We start from the raw sequence: 19,009 nt of genomic DNA, 5'->3' as shown, positions 1-19,009 counted from the left end.
TTTTTTCTCTTTATTGTCAGAACATTCTCGTGTAAACTATAGTACAGAAATATAACAAGGGGGGAAGCTACTTAGCGACCACATGTCAATGAATATGAAAGAGATCGAATTTCAAACAGCTAGCTATGAGCAGTGGAAGGAAGAAGCGGTAAAAGCACTAAAAGGAAAACCGTTTGAATCCTTATTTACAAAGACAATTGAAAATATCACGCTTGACCCACTTTATACAGAAGAAAGCTTAATCGAAAAATTGGGAGACCAACTGGAAAAACAAGTATCAACAATCCGTTCTTTAACAAAACAGACAAGCTTCACTGTTGCACAGCAAATTGCTGGTGATGATGCAGCTAGCTTTTTTGCCAATATCGAGGATAGCTTATCGCGCGGCAATGAAATGATTACAATCAACAGCCCGGTTGCATTTGACTGGTCTGAACAAGACAGCGAAAAACTCGCTGCTTATTTGTCGGAAAATTCATTTAAATTTATCGTCGCTTCTGCTGAAGATGCAGTGCTGGATGTATTCAAATATATTGACGAAGCTAAACGCAATGACGTTGTAGGCTATATTGTTTCACCTGAAACAGTAGAATTAGCTGACTATCCAAACGTTCGCACGTTTTGTGCAAATACGATTCCGTTCCATAATGACGGTGCCAATGCTGTACAAGAGCTTGCGATTGCGCTTGCACAAGCAGCTAAACTTGCCAATACGGTAGAAGATTTTAAAGCATTTGAACAGAAGTTTTTCGTACAGTTCGCTGTCGATACACAATTCTTTGCAGAAGTAGCAAAACTTCGTGCCTTCAAAGTATTATGGAAAGCGTTTGCTTCAGCATTCGGCAATGAAGCAAGCGCTGTCCCGGTCGTAGTGGAAACTTCGGTACGCAGCTTCTCGAAATACGATGTTTATGTAAACTTATTACGTGCAGGCAATGAAGCGTTCTCAGCAGCAATCGGCGGTGCAGATGTAATTACGGTACACCCGCATGATGCATTGACAGGTGTATCAGGGCAGTCGATCCGTATTGCGCGTAATGTTTCCCTTGTTACGAAAGAAGAATCACATGTAACAAATGTAATCGATCCATCAGGCGGTTCGTACTTTATCGAATCATTAACAGCAGACTATGTAAAAGAAGCATGGGCACTGTTTTTAGAAATCGAAATTGCTGGCGGATTGGAAGCATACGGTATCAATGCTCAAATCGAGGAAGTGTATCAGGCGCGCATGAAGCAAGTAGAAACACGCAAGCATTCACTAATTGGTACAAACATTTATGCAAACCCGCAAGATACAGTAGTAACAACTGAAAATGCTCAATTTGCAGATGTAAAACGTCTTGCCATTCCATTTGAAAATTTACGTGCTACTTATGCACAAACTGGAATCAAAACAGCGATTTTAACATTCGGCGAACTGAAAAACTACAAGCCGCGCGCAGATTTTGTACAAGGATTCTTCGCAACAGCAGGCGTTGTAGCATATCAAACAGCAGGATTCCAAACAATTGAGGATGCAACAACTTGGCTGGCAAGTGCCGACTATGACTATGTAGTCGTAGCTGCAACAGATGAAGATACAAAAGCGATTATGCCGGCATTACTTGAAAACAAAAAACAATCGGTTGTATTGGATGCAGCAGGTAAATATAAAGAAGATGAAGCGGCATGGATTGCAAACGGCTTAAACGGCTTTATTTATGCAGGTCAGAACATCGTTGAAAAGCTATCGGATGTCGTGATGAGCGTGAAGGGGGTACAACAATGAGTAAAGCAAATTTCGCAACGGTTGTCATTGAAGATGTATTAAAACAAGAGCAACTTACTTCTACAGGCTCGTACGTGACAAATGAAGGCATCGAAGTGAATTCTGTCTACAATAAAGAAGATATTCAAGACGCAAAACATTTAAAAGATGTGGCTGGTATTGCACCAAATACTCGTGGACCATATCCGACAATGTATGTAGCGCGTCCATGGACAGTGCGTCAATATGCAGGTTTCTCGACTGCGGAAGAATCAAATGCTTTCTACCGTCGTAACTTGGCAATGGGTCAAAAAGGGCTTTCAGTAGCATTCGACTTGGCAACACACCGCGGTTATGACTCGGATCACCCACGTGTAACAGGGGATGTCGGAAAAGCCGGCGTTGCAATCGATTCAGTTGAAGATGCAAAAATTTTATTCGACGGCATTCCACTTGATCAAATGTCGGTATCGATGACGATGAACGGAGCAGTTTTACCGATTCTTGCATTCTACATCGTTGCAGCTGAAGAACAAGGAGTAACACCCGATAAATTGGCCGGTACGATCCAAAACGACATTTTAAAAGAATACATGGTACGTAACACATATATTTATCCACCGGCAATGTCGATGAAAATCATTGCAGACATTTTTGAATATACGGCGAAATTCATGCCGAAATTCAACTCGATTTCCATTTCGGGCTACCATATTCAAGAAGCGGGTGCGACAAATGATATCGAGCTTGCGTATACATTGGCAGACGGCCTTGAATATGTACGTACTGGTTTAAAAGCGGGCATTGACATTGATGCATTTGCACCGCGTTTATCGTTCTTCTGGGCAATTGGTATGAACTATTACATGGAAGTTGCGAAAATGCGTGCAGCACGTCGCATTTGGGCACAAATGATGTCTACATTCAATCCGAAAAATTCGAAGTCTCTTGCACTTCGTACACACTCGCAAACATCAGGCTGGAGTTTAACAGAACAAGATCCATTCAATAACGTAACTCGTACATTAATCGAAGCAAACGCGGCAGCGATGGGTCATACTCAGTCGCTTCATACGAACGCACTGGATGAAGCAATTGCTTTACCGACAGACTTCTCGGCTCGTATTGCACGTAATACACAGCTATTCCTGCAAGAAGAAACAGGAATGACAAAAGTAATCGATCCATGGGGCGGCTCGTACTATGTTGAAAAACTGACAGAAGAGCTGACAGAAAAAGCATGGGCATTAATCGAAGAAATCGAAGCTCTTGGCGGAATGGCGAAAGCGATTGAGACAGGACTTCCAAAAATGAAAGTTGAAGAAGCAGCGGCTAAACGTCAGGCGAAAATCGATTCAAAAACAGAAACGATTGTCGGCGTAAACAAATACCGTCTTGCTGAAGAAGATCCAATCGACATTTTAGATATCGACAATGCAATCGTACGCGAATCACAAATTGCCCGTCTTGAAAAAATGAAGGCTACACGTGATGAAGTGGAAGTACAAAAACATTTAGCGCGCTTAACAAAAGCGGCTGAAGACGGTTCTGAAAACTTATTGGCTGTTGCAGTAGATGCGGCAAGAGCACGTGCATCATTAGGTGAAATTTCGGATGCGATTGAAGCAGTATCTGGCCGTCATAAAGCGGTTATCCGCTCAATTTCAGGTGTTTATTCTGCAAACTTCTCGGATGATGAAATGATTACAGAAGTGAAGCAAATGACAGAAGACTTCCTGGAAGCAGAAGGTCGCCGTCCACGTATTTTAGTGGCGAAGATGGGACAAGACGGACATGACCGCGGTGCGAAAGTTGTTGCAACTGGCTATGCGGACTTAGGTTTCGATGTCGATATTTCTCCATTGTTCATGACACCGGAAGAAACAGCACAAATGGCAAATGAAAACGACGTACACTGCATCGGAGTATCTTCTTTAGCAGCTGGTCATAAAACATTAGTGCCTGAACTTGTAGCTGAACTGAAGAAATTAGGTCGCGAGGACATTATCGTCATTTGCGGCGGTGTAATCCCAGCTCAGGACTATGATTATCTGTATAAAGCAGGTGCAGCAGCTATCTTCGGTCCAGGTACAGTAATTCCGGTATCGGCAATCCGTATTATAGAAGAAATTTATAAAAAGTTAGGTTATGAGGAAGTGGCAGAGTAGTGATGCCTCAAGACGAGAAGAGCGCTTTATTTGTCATGGATGGTGTGAAGGGTGGTCATGATGGTATGAGCTATTCAAACCCGAAAAAGTTCCGGAAAAAAAAGCAGGAAGCACTTGATCTACAGACGCTGGCCAGCGAAGTACGTGCGGGTAACCGTACTTCGCTCGCAAAAGCGATCACGCTCATTGAAAGCTCGAACAATGCCCATAAGGAAGAAGCACAGAAACTGCTGCAGGAGTTATTGCCTTATACGGGCAATTCAATCCGAATTGGCATCACCGGTGTACCGGGTGCTGGAAAAAGTTCGTTTATCGAAGCATTCGGTACGATGCTGTGCAAAATGGGGAAGCGTGTTGCAGTTCTTGCGATCGACCCGAGCTCATCGCTTTCAGGCGGCAGTATTTTAGGGGACAAAACGCGAATGGAAGAGCTGGTGCGCCAGGAAAATGCATTTGTTCGTCCATCACCGAGTGCCGGTACATTAGGCGGTGTCCATAAAAAATCCCGTGAAACGATGCTGTTATGCGAAGCGGCAGGCTATGACGTCATTTTGATTGAAACAGTCGGTGTCGGCCAAAGTGAAACATATGTGCGCGGCATGGTCGACTTCTTCCTGCTGCTAGTTTTAACAGGTGCGGGAGATGAGCTTCAAGGGATGAAGAAGGGCATTATGGAGCTTGCAGACGGCATTATCGTCCATAAAGCGGACGGGGACAATGTACGCCCTGCACGCCGGACAATGCAGGAATACAAGCAGATCCTTCATTTCCTACAGCCATCGACACCTGGATGGCTTAGTACTTCACTGACCGTATCGTCCCTTGAAAAAACGGGGCTCGACAAGGTTTGGGATATGCTGATGGAGTTTGAGCAGACGATCAAGCAATCGGATTATTGGACGATACGTCGCCATGAACAAACGCGCGACTGGTTCCATACGATGATTACCGATCATTTAATCGATTCGTTCTATAAAAATCCGGAACGCAAAAAGCAGGTCCGGTCACTTGAGGAAGAAATATTGCATGGCCAGCTAACGGTAACACAGGGGGTTAATGCATTATTTGGCGAAAAAAATGAATAAATCAATTACGCCTTGGCGTAATTGTGTCCAGATTTTTTGAGTTTGGACCCACACGAAGTGGGTCAGTCAGCCGTTCGCATGATGCGACGCTTTTAGGCTGGAAACCTCTATAATTCCTTTAAAAAATCTGTGACATCCGCCGGAGGCTTATTTTCATTCAGCGGGAGTTTCCGCTGAATGAAAATAATGATAATCAAGAGTCTTTGCACATCTTTCGTAACCTTGCTATGATAAAAAGGAACATAGAAAGGGGCTAAAAAGCTTATGAACATGGATTATGATTTATTTATGCAACAAATTACAACGACTGCACGTGCAGAGATGGAAGCAGCAGGTTATGAACAACTGCGCACTCCGGAAGATGTGGAAGCAGCGTTTGCTCGTGAAGGTACAACTCTTGTTATGGTGAATTCTGTATGTGGCTGTGCTGGCGGTATTGCACGTCCTGCAGCAACACATGCTGTACATTACGACAAACGTCCTGACCATTTAGTAACTGTATTTGCTGGTCAAGATAAAGAGGCAACTGCAGCTGCACGTTATTATTTCGGTGAAGATCATATCCCATCATCTCCATCATTCATTTTATTGAAAGATGGACAGGTTGTAGGAGAAGTTGGCCGCTTTGAAATCGAAGGACATGACCCGATGAGTGTTGTAACAAACCTTCAAGGTCACTTCGAGGAAAACTGCGAAGAAATCTAATACTACTAGAGTTATTGTGTAACGGGTGCGTATTGTACGTACCCGCTGCACACCTATAACGGGGGAGTTCAACCGATATGAAGAAATTTTCAATCGGCTATCGTACATTAAAAACAGCCATAGGTGCTGCTGTTGCGATAGCAATTGCCCAATATTTTGATTTGCAGTTTTTCACGGCAGCTGGTATTCTGACGATTTTAAGCATTCAACCAACAAAACGTAAATCTCTCCATGCAGTGTATACCCGGATTGTTTCAACATTTATCGGGATTGCTTATGCATTTGTATTTTTCGAAATATTCGGTTATTCGCCGGTTGTTTTAGGGATTGTTATGATTCTTTTCATTCCGACAATCGTTTCACTAAAGGTTGTGGAAGGTTTTATCTCAAGTTCGGTAATTATGATGCACATTTATTTGACAGGCAATTTTACGGTCGATCTGCTAATTAATGAATTTTACTTAATGGCAATCGGTTATGGGGTTGGTTTAGTCGTAAATATGTACATGCCGGATATCCAGCAGGGCCTGTATTATCACCGCGAAAAATTGGAGTCGCTATTGAAGAAAATTCTTGCGGAAATCGCAGGGTATTTGAGAGATGGCGATACATTATGGGACGGTCATGAACTGATTGAGATGGCGAAAGTGGTCGAGGCAGGAAAAGCGCTGGCATTCCAAGATGTTGAAAATCACGTGACGCGTAAAGAAAATACATTTTATCTGTATTTTGATATGCGTGAAAGACAGCTGGAAATTATAGAGCGCGTGTTGCCGAAGATTACGACACTGCCGGTAATGACAGAGCAGGCTACTTTAATTGCAGCCTTCATGGAAGACTTGAGCGAACACGTCCATTCAGGAAATACGGCAAGCCGCTTTTTGGAAAAACTCGACAAAGTAAAAGAAGAGTTCGCCAAAATGCCATTGCCAAATGATCACGAAACATTCCTCGCCATGGCCGCATTGTACCAGTTTATTGAAGAAATGGATGAATACCTGGTCATCAAGCAATCGTTCAAGGGGATGAAATAAAAAAAATGGATGCATAAACATCCATTACATAATTGCTGCGACACCCATTGCAACAGTTGAGATTAACATGATAACAACCATTGAATAAACGACTATTTTTTGAAACTTTTTGTTGCTCATTCTTTTCGCTCCTTCAATATGAACTAGTACTAGTTTATCAAATTTGAAGGAATTCTCAAGTACATTGGATTTTACATTTTCGAAATTTTAAAATTTTTTATTGGGAGTCCAAACACCCATTAAAAAAAAAAAGCCTCGAACAAATGTCTGGACACGATTCAGATGAGGCGGAATTAATAATTTTATTCAAAAGGGAGTCAGTACCGTGGAAAAAGTGGATCATATCGGCATCGCCGTACGTAATATCGAAGAACGTATTACATATTACACAGAAACGCTAGGCTTGAAATTATTAAAGATGGAAGAAGTAGAATCACAGCAAGTAAAAGTTGCTTTTATCGATGCAGGCAACGTTAAAATTGAGCTGCTTGAGCCAATGAGTGAAAAAAGCGCAATCCATGGCTTTTTGGAAAAACGCGGAGAAGGCATTCATCATGTTGCATTCGGCGTAACGGGTATTCGTGAGCGCATGGCTGAACTTCGTGAAAAAGGTGTACGACTATTATCTGAAGAGCCGGGACCAGGTGCTGGCGGCGCGGAAGTAGCATTTTTACACCCGAAAGACTCATTTGGTGTACTTTATGAATTATGCGATAAAAGCGGAAAAGGGGATAAATAACGATGACAACAATGACAGTAACTCCAGATATGTTTGATAAAATTAATGAGCTTTATGACCGTAAAGAAGCGATCCAGCTTGGCGGCGGGGATGCGCGTATCGAAAAGCAGCATGAAAAAGGGAAAATGACTGCCCGTGAACGTATTGATATGTTATTGGATGACGGGTCATTCGTTGAAATCAATCCTTTCATCACACACCGTACTGTTGATTTCGGTATGGATAAACTAGAAGGCCCTGGTGACGGCGTAGTTACTGGCTTCGGTAAAATCAATGGCCGTAATGTGTATTTATTTGCACAGGACTTCACAGTATTCGGCGGTGCACTTGGTGAAATGCACGCGAAAAAAATCGCAGCGGTAATGGATTTGGCAGCGAAAAACGGTACGCCGTTTATCGGTATTAACGATTCAGGCGGTGCGCGTATCCAAGAAGGTGTATTATCACTTGACGGCTATGGTCACATTTTCTACCGTAACTCAATTTATTCTGGTGTAATTCCGCAAATCTCAGTAATTATGGGACCTTGTGCGGGTGGTGCTGTTTATTCACCAGCGATTACAGACTTTATTTTAATGGTTGATAAAACATCTCAAATGTTCATTACAGGCCCTAAAGTAATTGAAACAGTAACAGGTGAGAAAATTTCTGCTGAAGGTCTTGGCGGTTCTAAAGTGCATAACGCTACTTCAGGGAATGCCCACTTCCGTGCTGAAAACGAAGAAGCTGCAATTGCACAAATTCAGCAATTACTTTCTTACTTACCACAGAACAACAGAGAAAAAGCACCGAAACAAGCTGCTCCAGAAGGCGATAATTTCCGTTCAGAACTTGTTGATGTTGTGCCGATTGACCAAACAAAATCATATGATGTTCGTAAAGTAGTAGAACAAGTAGTTGATGAAGGTTCATTCATGGAAGTGCAAAAAGAATTCGCGAAAAACATCGTTGTTGGTTTTGCACGTATCGCGGGTGAATCAGTTGGTTTAGTATGTAACCAGCCGAAATTCCTTGCAGGCGGATTAGATATCGATTCATCTGATAAATTAGCGCGTTTCGTACGTACATGTGACGCATTCAACGTACCTGTTATTACATTTGAAGACGTATCCGGTTTCTTCCCAGGCGTTAAACAAGAGCACGGCGGGATTATCCGTCACGGTGCGAAAATCCTTTATGCTTACTCTGAAGCAACTGTACCGAAAATTACAGTTATTTTACGTAAAGCATACGGTGGTGCGTACGTAGCATTGAACTCGAAAGCGATTGGCGCGGACTTAGTATTCGCTTGGCCGAATGCTGAAATCGCTGTAATGGGTGCTGCTGGTGCGGCAAACATTATTCATGCAGGTGAAATTGCGAAATCGGCTGATCCGGAAGCAACACGTGCAGCGAAAATTGAAGAATACAAAGAAAAATTCGCTAATCCTTATGTAGCGGCATCACGCGGTATGGTGGACGATGTTATCGATCCACGTGAAACACGTATTAAGCTGATCCAGGCATTGGATATGCTTTCAACAAAGCAGGAAGACCGTCCATACAAAAAGCACGGGAATATTCCACTATAATTTTTAATTAAAGCACTCTAAGAAACATCTCTTAAATGATTTGTATACACTACAATCATTTTTGAGGTGTTTTTTTGCTTTATAGCGCCCTAAAAGAAACTTTGCAGGAAAAATACTAGAAAATTATTAAAATATATTTACCTATAATATGGTAAATCCTCCTATTTTATTATAGTGAAATTTACAAAAAGCCATTATGCTAGTTAAAGGAAAGACGATTTAGGAGGACAAAATTATGAAGGAAATCGATCAACTACAGAGGGCAATTGATTTAAGAAGCGATGGGGAATTGCAACAATCCAATCAACTATTATTGAATTTAGTTGAACAACATCCGAATGAGGCCTATGTAAATTACCAGTGTGCATGGAGCTTCGATGTGCTAGGAAAAGAATCGGATGCTGTACCTTATTATGAAAAGGCAATTCAAGGCGATCTGAATGAAGAAGATTTAGCGAATGCCTATTTAGGTCTTGGCAGTACATACAGAACACTTGGTGAATACGAAAATTCAAAACATACGCTTGAAAATGGGCTGGAGAAGTTTCCTGACAATTTAGCTATCCAAGTATTTTATGCGATGACATTGTTTAACTTGAAGGAACATGAGCGTTCAATGGAGCTTCTATTGAAAAATTTAGCAACCACTTCGTCTGACCCTCAAATTCAGAAATATAAAAAGGCCATTACATTTTATAGTGATAAATTAAATGAAGTGTGGAAGTGAGTGATGAATTCATTGCGGAAAAATATAGGAGTTTGCATATTATACGATGAAGATTTTTAAGGCTGTAAACTATTTCATCTATACGGCCATGGTCAGCCTGATCGGCTACAGCTGTTATTTCTTATCGGTGTTATTTATCGGTTCAATGCTGTTCACTGCAGCAGATTCACCGCCGGGAGATATTTCAAATTCGGGCAGGTTGCTGACCATTGCCTTTATAGCTTTTGGAACGTTTATTGCGCTATTAATTTACAGTATTGTTCACTGGACCATTGCATTTTTTTTGAACATACCGTTTCCTAAGCGATTTCTTGTCATTTTGAATTTTATAATCATAAGTTTAGTCGTTAGTTCGTTAATTATTAAATTCATTATTATCGACGGCAGTTTTTTATAAAATTATTCCACAGCTCTAGACAGATTGAATGCTGCTTGCTGTTTTTTCGGTTCCTTTTCATATGGGTGTTCGTGCTCGGCAAACAGGAAGATTGCCCCAAGTTCTATGCCATGCCCATAATGGGCGGTTTCTTCAGAAGTCAAGTGCAAAATTCGCAAACTCACTTCATACACATTTTTCCGTGTGACAAAGCTGATAAGCTGGTCGAGCCAGTTGCCGGCTAGATGGACTTGAATGTCGGTATACATTTTCAGTGATTGTAAAGGATGTATATCTTTTGAAAATACATGGATTTCATGCTCGGAAAAACCGTGCCCTCTAATAATGTTCAGCTTTGTCATAGCTTCCTCAACACTGTACACTAAAGCGATTTCACGTCGATATTCCATCATGATCACCTCTTTTTTTATTGTAATGGAATTTTTATTGAGATGGTAGTGATTGAAAACAATCGTACATCAATACAATTATAAAATGCAGAAAATTCGAAACTTATACAGTGTTTAATACGTAGAACATAAAAAGGGAGGTTTTACTTATGGGGAACTATTCCATTCGCGATTTTGTCAACAAGACGCAGCAAGACCAGAATGAAAATGATTATTTTGAATTGGAAACCGATCGTGTACTCGAAGTGAATCTGAACGGGGAAGTATGGTCGAAAATGGGCGCGATGATCGCCTATGTCGGTTCGATTATATTTGAGCGTGAGCGCATGCTGGAGCATGGCGTGTCAAAAATGTTTAAGAAAGCATTGACCGGCGAAGGCACGCAGCTAATGAAGGCGAAAGGGAAGGGCCGGTTATATTTAGCGGACCAAGGTAAAAAGATTACAATTTTTGATTTGCAGAACGAAAGCCTGTGCGTGAACGGCAATGACCTGCTTGCATTTGAGCCATCGATCAATTGGGATATTCGACTTATGCGCAAAATGGCCGGTATGATGGCAGGCGGCTTATTCAATGTCATGCTGGACGGTAAAGGAAAAGTGGCGATTACAACCCATTTTGAGCCATTAACATTAATCGTTAAGCCTGGTGAAACAGTATATACTGACCCAAATGCGACCGTTGCGTGGTCCGGTAATTTGAAGCCGGAGTTTGTAACCGATATTACGTTTCGAACACTTATTGGACGCGGCAGCAATGAATCGATCCAAATGGCCTTTTCCGGTGAAGGATTCGTCATCATTCAGCCATTTGAGGAAGTATATTTATCATCGGAATCATAATAGCTGCGGTATAAAGTAAGGAGAAAACAGATGTTTTTAAAATCAGTCAAACTTAAAAAAGAAGAAATAACGGATTATAGCGAATACCCTTTTTCGATTCCGTTTATTCGGCATATGGATGAATTGGATGTGGACGCAAGGGTTACGTTTTTTGTTGGAGAAAACGGTGCGGGTAAATCAACATTGCTCGAAGCCATTGCAGATCAGATCGGCTTCAATCCGGCAGGGGGCAGCACACAAAACTATAAGGCATATGATGTGGATCAATCCGAATCCGCGCTGGGCGATTATGTGAAGCTCTCCTGGTGGCCAAAAGTAACGAACGGCTTTTTTCTGCGCGCTGAGACATTTTATCAGTTTGCTTCACATTTGGATGAGACCGATCAGAATGGTTATAAAGCATACGGAGGGAAATCACTTCATCATCAATCACACGGGGAATCTTTTTTCTCGCTGTTTCAACACCGGTTCACAGGGCAGGCAATCTATTTACTGGATGAGCCGGAAGCCGCATTATCCCCAACAAGACAGCTGGCGTTTTTAACATTGATGAATGATTTAGTGAAACAGGGTAATGTCCAATTCATTATCGCAACACATTCGCCAATTTTACTCGGATTCCCGGATGCGGTCATCTATCAATTTGATGAACATGGCATCGAACAGGTGAAGTATGAAGAAACCGAGCATTATCAAGTAACCTCGTATTTTTTGCAGCACCGTGAAAAAATGCTGCAGGATCTGTTTGAAGAGGATGAGGATGAACTGTATTAGCAATCGATTGCGGATGTAACAACTACAATGTATTTATAAAGGAGTGAAGAATATAGGATGGCAGCAATTGCAACAGCAATCAGAACAGTATCACATTCAACTTTTAGAAGCGGAAAAACTGAACAAGAAAATCGAAAGCCTTGAACACCAGATTCAGCATGCCGGGCAGGATACTAAGCAGCATGAACAGGATCTGCAAAAGGCGCGCCAACAATTGAATAAACTTGAGGGGTTTTCGTTCGTGAATCTATTCCGTGGCTGGTCAGGGAAAAAGGATGAGCTAATCGAGCAAAATATGGACCAGGTTGCAGTTACGGAGCTGAAGTTAGTCGAAGCGCAGTTAACGTTTAAAGATTTACAGCAAGACCGGGAAGAACTAGTACAACAATTGAGCAAGATAAATGTTGCAACTATCCGTGAAGAGCTGAAGAAAATAGAAAACGAAAAACAAGTGTGGCTGATGGCGAATGCACCTGCAGCAGCGAAGGAATTAACGGGCATCATTGAACAGGAGCTTTTTTGTAAACAACTGAAAACAGAAATCCATGAAGCGATTGATGCAGGTAAACAGGCATTTAATAAGCTGACGGATGCCGGCTCCAAATTGCAGGATGCCAAATCCTATTCAACATGGGATACATTTTTAGGTGGGGGCTTTATCGCAACGGCGTTAAAGCACGACAAACTGGAAGAAACGAACAGCTATTTGCATGAAGCACAAATGGCCCTCCAACGTTTCCAAAACGAACTGCTCGATATTAAAGAGATGCGCCAAAATACATTGGAAGTTCATACAGATGGTTTTGTAATGTTTACGGATTACTTTTTCGATAATATTTTCACCGATTGGTCGGTTCATTCCAAAATTACAACTGCGATCGATCAACTCTTGCGTGTACAGGATGATGTGGCGAATACACTTCGCGATTTGAAGCAAAAATTGAGCATAACAATCGAAAAAGAACAGGCCTTGCAAGTAGAAAAACAAAGCATTTTAAATGCCGATGATCAATCATTGTTTTTTCAAAAATAGAGGCGTACAATAAAGCGTAAACTAGTTATTTAAAGGAGTTATCGAACATGAACCGAGTAGTAGAAGAGTTTCTGGAATTAGTGCAAATTGATTCTGAAACAAAACATGAAGAAGTAATTGCACCAATTTTAGTAAAAAAATTAGAAGAAATGGGCTTTGATGTTTTTCAGGATGATGCGCATACACGCAATGGTCACGGCGCAGGCAATATTATCGCAACATTAAAAGGCGATGAGCGGGTTGAACCAATTTATTTTACAGTACATATGGATACAGTCGTGCCGGGCAAAGGCATTAAACCGGAAATTCGCGAGGACGGCTATATTTATTCTGATGGCACAACGATTCTTGGCGCGGATGATAAAGCAGGTATCGCAGCATTATTCGAAATGGCACGTCGTTTAAAAGAAAAAGACAGCGCACACGGTACAATCCAGTTCATCATTACAGCAGGTGAAGAAAGCGGATTAGTCGGTGCCAAGGAACTTGATCCTTCAAAAATCATCGCCAAATACGGTTTTGCGGTTGATAGTGACGGAAAAGTAGGCGGCATTGTAGTTGCAGCACCATTCCAGGCAAAAGTATTTACGAAAATCATCGGTAAAACAGCACATGCAGGCGTTGCACCTGAAAAAGGTATTTCCGCAATTACGGTTGCAGCAAAAGCGGTTGCCCAAATGAAATTAGGTCGTCTCGATGAAGAAACAACAGCGAATATCGGACGTTTTGAAGGCGGTAAAGCAACAAATATCGTATGTGATGAAGTATCGATTCTTGCGGAAGCCCGTTCGATTGATGAAACAAAACTGAATGCCCAAACTGCCCATATGAAAGAAACATTTGAACGTGTTGCACAAGAAATGGGTGCGCGTGCTGAAGTTGAAGTGAAGTTAATGTACCCAGGTTTCCGCGCAACAGAAGAAGATCAAGTTGTGAAAGTTGCTAAAGCAGCGGTTGAAGCAATCGGTCGTACACCACAGCTCGGTATTTCAGGCGGTGGAAGTGATGCAAACGTTATCGCTGGTTTTGGAATTCCTACTGTAAACTTATCGGTTGGCTATGAGGAAATTCATACGACAAATGAAAGAATGCCCGTTGAAGAACTGGAAAAACTGGCTGATTTATTGGAAGAAATCGTTGTTCAAACAACGAAATAAGAGGTATCAATATGAGCATTGAAAAAGCAGTCGTATTTTTATGCGGCACAGAGCAATATGCTGTGCCGGTCGAGCAGGTTGTTTCGATTGAAAAGCTGGAGCGTGTAACTCCGATTCCTCATTTACCAAACTACTTGCTCGGCTTTTCGCGAATTCGAGGGGAACTTACACCAATCATCGATTTTCAGACCATTTTATACAATCGCCCGACAAATACACAAACGGCTAAAATCATTGTATTGAAGACAGAGTTGATTAATTACGGATTGGTCGTTGCCGATGCGAAAGAAATTATCGACTTTGAAGAAGGCGTTTTAAAACAGTTGGGGCTTGTCAATTATGAAAAGACGAAATATTTTACAGCTGTTGCCAATTTGGAAGACCGCATGATTTCTTGTATCGACCCGAATATTCTCGTTCATTCGTTAGACGACATCCGTGAAATTATCGAATATTTACATGAAATAAATCAGCAGGAAAATCAGACAAACTAAAAAAAGGAGCTTATCATCTGAATGTGATAGGCTCCATTTTTTCAATCGGCAGTAACCGCTTTCTTTTTATTGAATTGTTTAACGTACGCATAACCTGTAAAGCTAAATACGAAGATGGAAATAATCGTAAGTGTCAGGACGAGATTATCTTCAACCCATGAAATATTTCCGAGTAAAAAGCCACCACCAAGCCAAACAACAGTCCAAATTACGGCCCCCATAAAGTTATAGCGTAAAAATGTCCCATACGAAAAGCCGGAATATCCGCATATAAACGGTGTCATTGTCCGCATCAACGGCACAAATCGTGAGAACGTAATGGCAACCCGGTCATAGTCTTCCAGGAATTTCAGGGCTTTTTCAGTAGTTTCCTCAGTTAAAAAACGCATAAAAATATTGCGCTTCGGTGGAATTTTCCGTATCGATTTTCCGATCAGGTAGTTGCTGCTGTCGGCAAGCGTTGTCGCAACGATAAAGATAATCAGCAAGGTCAGAAAATCAAGCTTATCGATCGCAGCTAAAGTACCGCTTGTGAACACAGTGCTGTCCCCGGGTAAAAATGTTAAAATTACAAATGCAGTTTTTGTGAAAACAACCGCAAATAACAGAATATAAATATACAGTCCGAGTTCTTTTATGTAATAAAATATGACTTGGTCGATTTCCCGTAAAAATTGAATAATGTCAAGTAGCATAAGTAGTTCTCCTATCAAGAGGATGATTAAATTCAAGTATAGCGGATACTGGCAAATTATTGTTATAAAAAGTGCTAAGTAAAAAAACTAAAAGAGGTGATGGAAATGAGTTTGACAAAACGTCCTAAAATTGAGATCCCAAAAACGAAATCCGAATGGCTGATGGATATTGTCGGTTATATAGCATTAGCGATTATGCTCGTTGTACTGTTCATGAACTGGCGCGATCTGCCAAATGAAGTACCTGCCCACTTTGACGGCAGCGGCAATGTCGACCGCTGGGGGTCTAAATGGGAGCTGTTAATATTGCCGGGCATCGGGATTGCAATGCATTTCTTTTTAATGATTTTAGAAAAATTCCCTGAAACGCACAACTATCCAGCACGCATCAATGAATCAAATGCCAAAGTCTTTTACCGAAATAGTCGCCAAACATTAAATTATATGCGTAACATCATAAATATATTATTCGCCTACATCGTATACCGCACTATTGTGATTGCTTTAGAAGAAGCAACAACGATCGGCTGGCCGTTTTTCGTAATTTTGGCAGCACTGTTTGCTGTGCTGATTTGGAAGATGATTAAGATTTTTAGGATTAAGTAAAGTAGAAGTTTGTAGGTGGGAAGTGGAATACTGCGGGGGAAAAGTAGAAGATTTCCAGGCAAAAGTGGAACACTCCGGTCGAAAAGTAGAATCTTTTACGAAGAAAGTAGAACCACGATTTAAATTAGAACATGGCGGAGTGAAAGTAGAAGGTTTCATGAGAAAAGTAGAACACCCCGTTCGAAATGTAGAACATAGCACGTAAAAAGTAGAACACTCCATCCGAAAAGTAGAACCTCCATTAAAAAAGCAGATTCCTCATCGAAGACCGAAAGCATCTCATTAAGGAGATGCTTTTTTCAGTTAAAAACTTTCAAATTAAATTTACATATTTTTAATTTTCATTCGTCTATAGAAGTAAGAGAGGTGATGGACATGGATTTTGATGAGCTTTATGAGCAGGAGTTCCGCAAGACTTATCAGTACATACGATACATGGTATCGAATGCACAAGTCGCCGAAGATTTAACGCAGGATACGTTTGTGCGAATTTATAAAACGGACTTGACCAAAGTAAGCAATTTCCAGACTTATACGAGGCAAGTCGCTCGGAATCTTGTTTATGACTATTATCGGAAGAAAGCATTAATTAAGTGGCTTCCGTTTACAAATGCCCCGGAGCAGCAGGATTTTCACTACGTACCGCATGAATGGCTCATTCAGGAAGAAGACCGAAAACGATTGTACGAGGCACTGCAAAAATTAAAACCTGTGCAACGGGAAGTCATCATTTACCGGAAAATCGAGGAGCTTTCGATTCAGGAAACGTGTGACATTATGGGGTTAACCTCGGTGAAAGTCGCAAACACACAGCGGAGTGCGATGCAGGCATTGCAGAAAATCTTAGGAGGTGAAATCGATGAAGCTTGATGATCGCTTAAAACAGTTAAATGAATTCCCTGAAAATGAAGCATTAAAAAAATCCATCTATCACAACATCCATAAAAAGCCTGTCAAAAGACGCAATCCACTGAAAACATTCCGTGAAATAGGTATTATGGCAGCGATTTGTTTCATTGGTCTGTTTTTACTGTTCACCTCGGACAATCTTAACAATCAGGCAGCATCCGGTGAGATCGCGAAAATTACTTCCTATGAAAATAACGGAGAAAAGGGGTTTCGGGGCAGAACATCGACACTTTTCGTTGGGGTTGAAAATGTGACGACAGATGAAATGGTCACTTTATTCGAAAATATTTCTGAGCTTCCTGCTGTTGTGGCTCCTCCAAAGAGCGACGTGCATTATGATATTGTCGTGTTGTATAAAAACGGCGAACAGAGAAAATTTGAATTGGCATGGAACTATTTGTATGACGTGACGAATGATGCGTATTATCCAGGGTATGAACAATATCCGTCCGCTATTTTATCTGACTTGGAAAATGCGCATGATCGACAACAATTTCCTGCAATATTTATTGCGCTGGGCGTTCTACTGATGAACTTGGCGGCTTCCAGCTATTATAGTCGGCGCCAAATTGAACAGCCAAAAAAAATCCGCGGATTAGGAATTGCTATAACAATTTATTTGATCTTTGTGGCGCTAATGGGATATTACTATTTCATGATCGGCCCGTTTTATAAGCCATTGCTATTACTTTTATTGTTTGGTTATGGATTCAGCATGTGGTGGCTGATAAAAAATGAAGTAACAAACTTGAACATGTTGAAAGTGGAAAAGTACAAAATCCTATTTATTGTCCTGTTGTTCCTTATTTGGATTATCATGGCGTAACTATTAAAATGAACATAAATGGCCCTTCATAAAGAAGCGGCCATTTTTTTATGCATATCAAAATTTTAAAGGGAATTATTTGAAACTTTTTGTCGGAAAATTCGTATAAATTAAGAAGCTAAAAAGAGGAGGCATTTGAGTGAGTAATCAATTTAAAGAGCAGTTCGGTCGATATTTTTTAAACGGTGAATTTGAGGAAATCTACGGGAAAACAGCAAAGTCGTTTCAGAACCTTGTATCGTTTGAACAATTTCGCGAGCTTTCTTTAGACTATAATTCAGATGTGAGCAGTTATACGTGTATCGTGTCTAATACATTTCAAGGGCTGGAACGATATATATGGGTTGATGATACTTATACTAAAACAGTGGTCATCGCATTCGACGGGCAGGATATTATTCAAGCGATCTATTTAAAACCGTTTGAAACTTATCCGAGCAGTGATCAAATATGGACGAAAAATGCATACAGCATGCCAATTAATGACGAATGGTATGTTTTTTGGGGCGGTACGAACGAATTTATCAACTATCACTATCCGTATGAACAGCAGCGTTATGCTTACGATTTAGTCAAAATGGTTAATAACGACACATATAAGAATTCGAAACTGCAAAATGAAAGCTACTATGCATTTGGAGCTGAAGTCGTAGCACCGGCTGATGGTGTAGTGGTGGAAGTGATTGATGGAATTAACGACAATATTCCGGGAGAAATGGATGAAGAAAATCTAGCAGGTAACTATTGCATCATTGCACATGAACACAATGAATACAGTATGATTGCCCATTTCATGAAGGATTCGATTTGTGTGAAAAAAGGGGGAAAGGTGAAGGCAGGTCAACTGCTTGGCTTATGCGGGAATTCGGGCAATTCTTCGGAAGCACATATCCATTTTCAAGTAATGGATCATCAGGATTTTCTTCAAGCCAAATCACTGCGTATTCAGTTTCATGGTGGCGCAGAACCAATTCAGGGGGATTTTGTACAGCCGAGCTCAGCAAGCAAAACAGAATCCGATACGTTTGATAAAATTGAAAACTCTGTTACCGCTGGAGAACTGCTTTTATTGCTCCCTCGAATTATTGGCCAGTTTTTTAAGTGAAAG

Annotated in this window: 22 protein-coding genes; 19 read left to right on the top strand and 3 right to left on the bottom strand. The window is 41.1% G+C overall.

Features of this window, described 5'->3' with window-relative positions; genetic code table 11:
* Positions 1 to 88 precede the first annotated feature (88 nt).
* From B5473_RS17660 to B5473_RS17640, 5 genes are all read left to right on the top strand, one after another.
* Positions 89 to 1,771 carry a methylmalonyl-CoA mutase family protein gene (locus tag B5473_RS17660; protein ID WP_368483384.1) on the top strand — a complete coding sequence of 561 codons (1,683 nt, stop codon included), beginning with the start codon at positions 89 to 91 and terminating at the stop codon, positions 1,769 to 1,771.
* Positions 1,768 to 3,918, top strand: a complete 2,151-nt coding sequence (scpA, locus tag B5473_RS17655; protein ID WP_079527556.1) for a methylmalonyl-CoA mutase — start codon at positions 1,768 to 1,770, stop codon at positions 3,916 to 3,918. The genes B5473_RS17660 and scpA overlap by 4 nt, the downstream gene beginning before the upstream one ends.
* A gap of 2 nt (positions 3,919 to 3,920) precedes the next feature.
* The gene (meaB, locus tag B5473_RS17650; RefSeq protein WP_079527553.1) at positions 3,921 to 5,003 is read left to right on the top strand and encodes a methylmalonyl Co-A mutase-associated GTPase MeaB; all 1,083 of its coding nucleotides are present in this window, start codon (positions 3,921 to 3,923) and stop codon (positions 5,001 to 5,003) included.
* A gap of 264 nt (positions 5,004 to 5,267) precedes the next feature.
* Positions 5,268 to 5,708 (top strand): BrxA/BrxB family bacilliredoxin, encoded by a 441-nt coding sequence (locus tag B5473_RS17645; RefSeq protein WP_079527551.1) that lies wholly within the window; start codon positions 5,268 to 5,270, stop codon positions 5,706 to 5,708.
* Between the two features lie 77 nt (positions 5,709 to 5,785).
* Positions 5,786 to 6,742: an aromatic acid exporter family protein gene (locus B5473_RS17640; protein WP_079527549.1), complete on the top strand. Its 957-nt coding sequence runs from the start codon at positions 5,786 to 5,788 to the stop codon at positions 6,740 to 6,742.
* 24 nt (positions 6,743 to 6,766) lie between these two features.
* Here B5473_RS17640 and prli42 read toward each other — a convergent pair whose 3' ends face one another.
* Entirely contained in the window at positions 6,767 to 6,862 is a 96-nt protein-coding gene (gene prli42, locus B5473_RS20745) for a stressosome-associated protein Prli42 (RefSeq protein ID WP_008404197.1), read from the bottom strand.
* Between the two features lie 205 nt (positions 6,863 to 7,067).
* Between prli42 and mce the strand changes: the two genes are divergently transcribed.
* From mce to B5473_RS17620, 4 genes are all read left to right on the top strand, one after another.
* Positions 7,068 to 7,481 carry a methylmalonyl-CoA epimerase gene (mce, locus tag B5473_RS17635; protein ID WP_079527547.1) on the top strand — a complete coding sequence of 138 codons (414 nt, stop codon included), beginning with the start codon at positions 7,068 to 7,070 and terminating at the stop codon, positions 7,479 to 7,481.
* 2 nt (positions 7,482 to 7,483) lie between these two features.
* The gene (locus tag B5473_RS17630; RefSeq protein WP_008404193.1) at positions 7,484 to 9,052 is read left to right on the top strand and encodes an acyl-CoA carboxylase subunit beta; all 1,569 of its coding nucleotides are present in this window, start codon (positions 7,484 to 7,486) and stop codon (positions 9,050 to 9,052) included.
* Between the two features lie 235 nt (positions 9,053 to 9,287).
* Positions 9,288 to 9,779 (top strand): tetratricopeptide repeat protein, encoded by a 492-nt coding sequence (locus B5473_RS17625; protein WP_079527544.1) that lies wholly within the window; start codon positions 9,288 to 9,290, stop codon positions 9,777 to 9,779.
* Between the two features lie 46 nt (positions 9,780 to 9,825).
* Entirely contained in the window at positions 9,826 to 10,176 is a 351-nt protein-coding gene (locus B5473_RS17620; protein ID WP_079527542.1) for a hypothetical protein, read from the top strand.
* Between the two features lie 2 nt (positions 10,177 to 10,178).
* Here B5473_RS17620 and B5473_RS17615 read toward each other — a convergent pair whose 3' ends face one another.
* Positions 10,179 to 10,565 (bottom strand): general stress protein, encoded by a 387-nt coding sequence (locus tag B5473_RS17615; protein ID WP_079527540.1) that lies wholly within the window; start codon positions 10,563 to 10,565, stop codon positions 10,179 to 10,181.
* 149 nt (positions 10,566 to 10,714) lie between these two features.
* On the opposite strand from B5473_RS17615, the gene B5473_RS17610 reads away from it, so the two are divergent.
* From B5473_RS17610 to B5473_RS17590, 5 genes are all read left to right on the top strand, one after another.
* Positions 10,715 to 11,407 carry an AIM24 family protein gene (locus tag B5473_RS17610; RefSeq protein ID WP_079527538.1) on the top strand — a complete coding sequence of 231 codons (693 nt, stop codon included), beginning with the start codon at positions 10,715 to 10,717 and terminating at the stop codon, positions 11,405 to 11,407.
* Positions 11,408 to 11,437: 30 nt separating this feature from the next.
* A complete protein-coding gene (locus B5473_RS17605) occupies positions 11,438 to 12,181 on the top strand; it encodes an AAA family ATPase (protein ID WP_079527536.1) in 744 nt (247 codons plus the stop codon).
* 67 nt (positions 12,182 to 12,248) lie between these two features.
* A complete protein-coding gene (locus B5473_RS17600) occupies positions 12,249 to 13,214 on the top strand; it encodes a hypothetical protein (RefSeq protein WP_254865365.1) in 966 nt (321 codons plus the stop codon).
* A 47-nt stretch (positions 13,215 to 13,261) separates the two neighbouring features.
* Positions 13,262 to 14,371, top strand: coding sequence for a M20/M25/M40 family metallo-hydrolase (locus B5473_RS17595; RefSeq protein ID WP_079527534.1), 1,110 nt, complete (start codon positions 13,262 to 13,264; stop codon positions 14,369 to 14,371).
* A gap of 11 nt (positions 14,372 to 14,382) precedes the next feature.
* Complete coding sequence (locus B5473_RS17590; protein ID WP_079527532.1) at positions 14,383 to 14,865, top strand: chemotaxis protein CheW; 483 nt, start codon at positions 14,383 to 14,385, stop codon at positions 14,863 to 14,865.
* 41 nt (positions 14,866 to 14,906) lie between these two features.
* On the opposite strand, the gene B5473_RS17585 is transcribed toward B5473_RS17590, so the two are convergent.
* Entirely contained in the window at positions 14,907 to 15,560 is a 654-nt protein-coding gene (locus B5473_RS17585) for a DedA family protein (protein WP_079527531.1), read from the bottom strand.
* 105 nt (positions 15,561 to 15,665) lie between these two features.
* On the opposite strand from B5473_RS17585, the gene B5473_RS17580 reads away from it, so the two are divergent.
* The 5 genes from B5473_RS17580 (at position 15,666) to B5473_RS17560 (ending at position 19,006) form a co-directional block, all read left to right on the top strand.
* Entirely contained in the window at positions 15,666 to 16,166 is a 501-nt protein-coding gene (locus B5473_RS17580) for a DUF1648 domain-containing protein (RefSeq protein ID WP_079527529.1), read from the top strand.
* Between the two features lie 22 nt (positions 16,167 to 16,188).
* The gene (locus tag B5473_RS17575; RefSeq protein ID WP_079527527.1) at positions 16,189 to 16,371 is read left to right on the top strand and encodes a hypothetical protein; all 183 of its coding nucleotides are present in this window, start codon (positions 16,189 to 16,191) and stop codon (positions 16,369 to 16,371) included.
* 170 nt (positions 16,372 to 16,541) lie between these two features.
* The gene (locus B5473_RS17570) at positions 16,542 to 17,036 is read left to right on the top strand and encodes an RNA polymerase sigma factor (RefSeq protein WP_079527525.1); all 495 of its coding nucleotides are present in this window, start codon (positions 16,542 to 16,544) and stop codon (positions 17,034 to 17,036) included.
* Positions 17,026 to 17,901 carry a dehydrogenase gene (locus B5473_RS17565; RefSeq protein ID WP_079527521.1) on the top strand — a complete coding sequence of 292 codons (876 nt, stop codon included), beginning with the start codon at positions 17,026 to 17,028 and terminating at the stop codon, positions 17,899 to 17,901. Before B5473_RS17570 ends, B5473_RS17565 begins: the two co-directional genes overlap by 11 nt.
* 139 nt (positions 17,902 to 18,040) lie before the next feature.
* Positions 18,041 to 19,006: a M23 family metallopeptidase gene (locus B5473_RS17560; RefSeq protein WP_079527519.1), complete on the top strand. Its 966-nt coding sequence runs from the start codon at positions 18,041 to 18,043 to the stop codon at positions 19,004 to 19,006.
* Positions 19,007 to 19,009: the final 3 nt, after the last annotated feature.

Source organism: Solibacillus isronensis, from assembly GCF_900168685.1.
Classification (GTDB): Bacteria; Bacillota; Bacilli; order Bacillales_A; family Planococcaceae; genus Solibacillus; species Solibacillus isronensis_A.
Note: the sequence above shows the minus strand (reverse complement) of the source record. Positions and strands in the feature narration are given on the sequence as shown.

Coding starts and splice junctions, on each gene's coding strand:
- B5473_RS17660 (WP_368483384.1), top strand. CDS start 89: ATGAATATGAAAGAGATCGAATTTCAAACAGCTAGCTATGAGCAGTGG.
- scpA (WP_079527556.1), top strand. CDS start 1,768: ATGAGTAAAGCAAATTTCGCAACGGTTGTCATTGAAGATGTATTAAAA.
- meaB (WP_079527553.1), top strand. CDS start 3,921: ATGCCTCAAGACGAGAAGAGCGCTTTATTTGTCATGGATGGTGTGAAG.
- B5473_RS17645 (WP_079527551.1), top strand. CDS start 5,268: ATGAACATGGATTATGATTTATTTATGCAACAAATTACAACGACTGCA.
- B5473_RS17640 (WP_079527549.1), top strand. CDS start 5,786: ATGAAGAAATTTTCAATCGGCTATCGTACATTAAAAACAGCCATAGGT.
- prli42 (WP_008404197.1), bottom strand. CDS start 6,862: ATGAGCAACAAAAAGTTTCAAAAAATAGTCGTTTATTCAATGGTTGTT.
- B5473_RS17630 (WP_008404193.1), top strand. CDS start 7,484: ATGACAACAATGACAGTAACTCCAGATATGTTTGATAAAATTAATGAG.
- B5473_RS17625 (WP_079527544.1), top strand. CDS start 9,288: ATGAAGGAAATCGATCAACTACAGAGGGCAATTGATTTAAGAAGCGAT.
- B5473_RS17620 (WP_079527542.1), top strand. CDS start 9,826: ATGAAGATTTTTAAGGCTGTAAACTATTTCATCTATACGGCCATGGTC.
- B5473_RS17615 (WP_079527540.1), bottom strand. CDS start 10,565: ATGGAATATCGACGTGAAATCGCTTTAGTGTACAGTGTTGAGGAAGCT.
- B5473_RS17610 (WP_079527538.1), top strand. CDS start 10,715: ATGGGGAACTATTCCATTCGCGATTTTGTCAACAAGACGCAGCAAGAC.
- B5473_RS17605 (WP_079527536.1), top strand. CDS start 11,438: ATGTTTTTAAAATCAGTCAAACTTAAAAAAGAAGAAATAACGGATTAT.
- B5473_RS17595 (WP_079527534.1), top strand. CDS start 13,262: ATGAACCGAGTAGTAGAAGAGTTTCTGGAATTAGTGCAAATTGATTCT.
- B5473_RS17590 (WP_079527532.1), top strand. CDS start 14,383: ATGAGCATTGAAAAAGCAGTCGTATTTTTATGCGGCACAGAGCAATAT.
- B5473_RS17585 (WP_079527531.1), bottom strand. CDS start 15,560: ATGCTACTTGACATTATTCAATTTTTACGGGAAATCGACCAAGTCATA.
- B5473_RS17580 (WP_079527529.1), top strand. CDS start 15,666: ATGAGTTTGACAAAACGTCCTAAAATTGAGATCCCAAAAACGAAATCC.
- B5473_RS17570 (WP_079527525.1), top strand. CDS start 16,542: ATGGATTTTGATGAGCTTTATGAGCAGGAGTTCCGCAAGACTTATCAG.
- B5473_RS17565 (WP_079527521.1), top strand. CDS start 17,026: ATGAAGCTTGATGATCGCTTAAAACAGTTAAATGAATTCCCTGAAAAT.